The organism is Parafrankia sp. Ea1.12, assembly GCF_900465275.1.
Lineage (GTDB): Bacteria > Actinomycetota > Actinomycetes > Frankiales > Frankiaceae > Parafrankia > Parafrankia soli.
Map to the genome: position 1 here is coordinate 1 of NZ_UBIZ01000580.1, position 3,536 is coordinate 3,536.

The window sequence follows — 3,536 nt, forward strand, 5'->3', positions numbered from 1 at the left end:
CGGCATAGGCGAGGCCGCCGCCCGTCAACTCCATGAGGCCGGCTTCATCGTTTACGGCGCTGCTCGCCGAGCCGACCGGATGACGGCGTTGGCGGCCTCGGGCGTACGTACGCTCTCGCTCGACGTCACCGATGAGACTTCGACCAAGAACGCGGTCGCTGAGATCCTCGCCGCTGAAGGCCGCATTGACGTTCTTGTCAACAACGCCGGGTACGGCTCATACGGCGCGCTGGAAGACGTCCCGATGCGCGAGGCCCGCGCGCAGATCGAGGTCAACCTGTTCGGTCTGGCCCATCTGACTCAGCTGGTGCTGCCAGCCATGCGTGCCCAGCGCAGTGGCACCATCATCAACATCAGCTCCATGGGTGGACGGTTCGCCACACCCATGGGTGCGTGGTACCACGCCAGTAAGTACGCCGTCGAAGGACTCAGCGACGCGTTGCGCCTGGAGCTCAAGCGGTTCGGCATCGCTGTCCTGCTCATCGAGCCGGGCTCGATCCGGACCGAGTGGGGCGCGATCGCTGCCGAGAAGCTACGCACCACCTCCGGCCAGGGGCCGTACGCCGAGCAGGCAAACGCCATGGCTGCGTCGCTGGAGTCCAGCTCACGCCCTGACGCGAGGATGACTTCACCGACCAGCGTCATCGCCAAAGCCGTCACCAAGGCAGCCACCGCCCGCCGACCCCACACCCGCTACCGCGTCGGCTTCGGTGCCCGGCCGCTCATCTTCCTCAGCAAGATCCTGCCCGACCGGACCTTCGACGCCCTGGTCAAGCGCTCCTCCGGCGTTCCGGCCTGAACCGCCACTGCGGCCACTCCCGCCTGTCGAGCCCGGTTATCGCCCGGGTCCGGGGAGCGGCGCCCGAAGGTCCGTGATCCCGTCCAGGGCGGCGAGGGCGACCAGCGTGCCACCGCCGACGGCCTGGAGCGCACGGGCGCCTGGAGCGGCATCCTGTCGTAGGCGCCGGGCAGCGGGCCGGTGGCGTCCACCCTCCGCCGTGGTGCGGCTGAACCGCGCGACGGCACCCGCCCGCGGGTACGACCCCGCCGGGCACCGGGCCGCGTCAGACCGGGAGGTCGCCCGTCAAGGTGCGCCGTCCAAGCGAACCCGGCCGCCCGAGGCTTCGACCCGGTCGCGGATTCGCACGGCTCGCCGTTCGTCAACGCCGCTCAGGCCACCGGCCTCGGTCGCCGTGACGCTGAAGTGGACCCGCTGCTCGATCCGGGCCGGCGACATAGCTCTACCAGCCCAGATTTGAGAACCTCGACCCGGCGGGATGCGGTGGGTGCTCCCGGCGTCGTTATCGCTGGGGCCTGGGGCCTGGGGCCGCGGTAACCGGCGCCGTGTACGGCCCCACGAACAATTATCCGACATGAATCCGAGTGTGGTGCCGGGAAACAGCGCCGCCCGGTCCCCGCCGAGCTGCGGCGCCCCGCCCAGAACACCCCGGATCACGCTAAGGCGCAGCTCACGGGTACGGCAGTGGCAATGGTGTGTCCCTCCACCTTCCGTCTGCGCGCCCGGCTTTCACCTAAGGACCACCCGCTGGCGAGACAATCTCGGTGACAACGTCTGACCTACGCGTGGGGGTGAACCTTGCGTAACCGGGAGCACCCTCGCGGTTGTCGAGTTGTTGCGTAGTGACGCCGGGTGTTGTGGAAAGGTTTGGTCGAACGCGTCAACCTAATTACGTCAACCGCCGCTCTTAGGAGGGGGAAACACCCGAACGGCAGCTGGGCTATCTCGGCGCGTGGCGCCGCCGTGGCCAGCGCCTACCAGAGCAGGAGCGTCAATGACGGATTGTTCCGACGGCCCTTCCACCATCCTGTCGAAGCGAACGGTCCCGCCGGATGACGCGGCGCGAGGGATCAATCAGGAGGGATCCCATGGATCCCGGCGGCGTCCCACGGCACGTCGGCTGTCCCGCACCCTCGGCAGACTGACGGCACTGGCCCTGACCGGGCTCGTGACCGTGGCGGTCGCCGGCCCGGCGACGGCCGCCGGCCCCGGAGGCGGCCCGGGAAGCGATGGCGGTGGGAGGCCGGCTCCGAGTGTGGACGGGGTGAGGGTTGGCTGGCTGCCCAGCGGCGTCAGCTTCACCAGCGCCGTGCCGAGCACCCGGATCGAGAGCGAAGTCATCATCGGCACGTTCGAGGGTGGCGGCACCACTGTTCGTCTGACAGTCCAGCGGGATACGCCCGAGGCGACGCTCGATGACGTGGCCAGCGCCTACGCGCAGTACTACCCCAGCAGCCAGCGTGGACGGGTCGCGCTGCGGGGCACCGAGGCTGTCACCCTGCTGGCCAGCGGCGGCGGTATCTCCGAGATGACCTGGGTGGAAGGCGACCCGTCCGTCGTGCTGACCGTAAGCGGCCGGGTCGGTGAGAACGGGACCACCCCGCCGGGCCTGCTGCCCGAGGCCGACCTGCTCCGAATCGCCGAGTCGCTCACCGTCGGCCCGGCGCCGACGCCGACGGCCTGGCAGAGGCTGTCGGAGCCGCTGATCCGCGTCGCGTTCGCGGTCGGTCTCAACAGCTCCGAGGCTCCGCCGCGGGTGCCGCTGGCCGCCGTGGAGAACGGCCAGCGCCTGGTCGGCGTGCTGGAGAAGTTCCGCACCACCTACCCGGGGCTGAGCGCGCGGGTCACCGTCAACCAGATCTACTTCTGGGCGCAGGACCACGCCTCGGTCAGGTTTACGGTCGCCTACACCTACCAGGGCCGGTCCGGTTCCATCGGCAGCACCGGCGAGGCGGTCTTCACTCACGGCTCGTGGAAGGTCTCGGAGGAGACCTACCACAGCGTGCTGGGGTTCGCGTCCCTGCTCGGCAGCGCTCCCGCCTAGCCCGTCGACCGGCGGCTCCCCGGAAGCCGCGCGGCCAGGGGGCGCCGCGCCGCCGGAGCCAGTGACTGCCGGCCGACTCTCGGCCTCGGCGCGCCCAGCGGGGCGGCGGCTCGCGTCATGGCGGGCCGCCGCCCCATCGACGTGCACGCAGCGGTGCTGGGCGGCGCGGGCCAATCAATGGGGGCATTGGATGGACGACGCGTCCCACGAGTCGTTCGAGGATTTCGTCACTGCCTCGGCCGACCGTCTGATGAGGACGGCCTTTCTGCTGACCGGTAACCGCCACGCGGCCGAGGACCTGCTCCAGGGTGCCCTGGAGCGCACCTACCAGCGCTGGGGCAGGGAACGCATCATCGCTCCGGAGGCCTATGTCCGCCGTGTGCTGGTGAACGCGGCCTCGAGCCGGTGGCGGTCGCGACAGTTCCGGGAGGAGCCGTTGGACGCGGCGGCCGAACGGGCCGGTGCGGACGGCATGCCGGATCTGGCGATGCGGGACCAGGTGCTGAGGGCCCTGCGCGAACTACCGAAACGACAACGCGCGGTGGTCGTCCTGCGTTACTTCGACGACCTGCCGGAAGCCGCGGTGGCCGAGATCCTCGGATGCAGCGTCGGCTCGGTGAAGACCCACGCGTCACGGGCGCTGGCCCGGCTGCGTGGGAGCCAGCATCTGGGGGATGTCCGCGTCCGAATCGA

Annotated in this window: 3 protein-coding genes; all 3 read left to right on the top strand. The window is 70.2% G+C overall.

Annotated features, from left to right (window positions below; genetic code table 11):
- Window positions 1–799, top strand: a 799-nt coding sequence (locus tag FMEAI12_RS32200) for an oxidoreductase (protein ID WP_112108965.1), incomplete at its 5' end; no start/stop codon positions are given.
- A gap of 1,264 nt (window positions 800–2,063) precedes the next feature.
- Window positions 2,064–2,843 (top strand): hypothetical protein, encoded by a 780-nt coding sequence (locus FMEAI12_RS32205; RefSeq protein ID WP_235014926.1) that lies wholly within the window; start codon window positions 2,064–2,066, stop codon window positions 2,841–2,843.
- A gap of 190 nt (window positions 2,844–3,033) precedes the next feature.
- On the top strand, window positions 3,034–3,536 hold a 503-nt coding region (locus FMEAI12_RS32210), incomplete at its 3' end, for a SigE family RNA polymerase sigma factor (protein ID WP_146776819.1).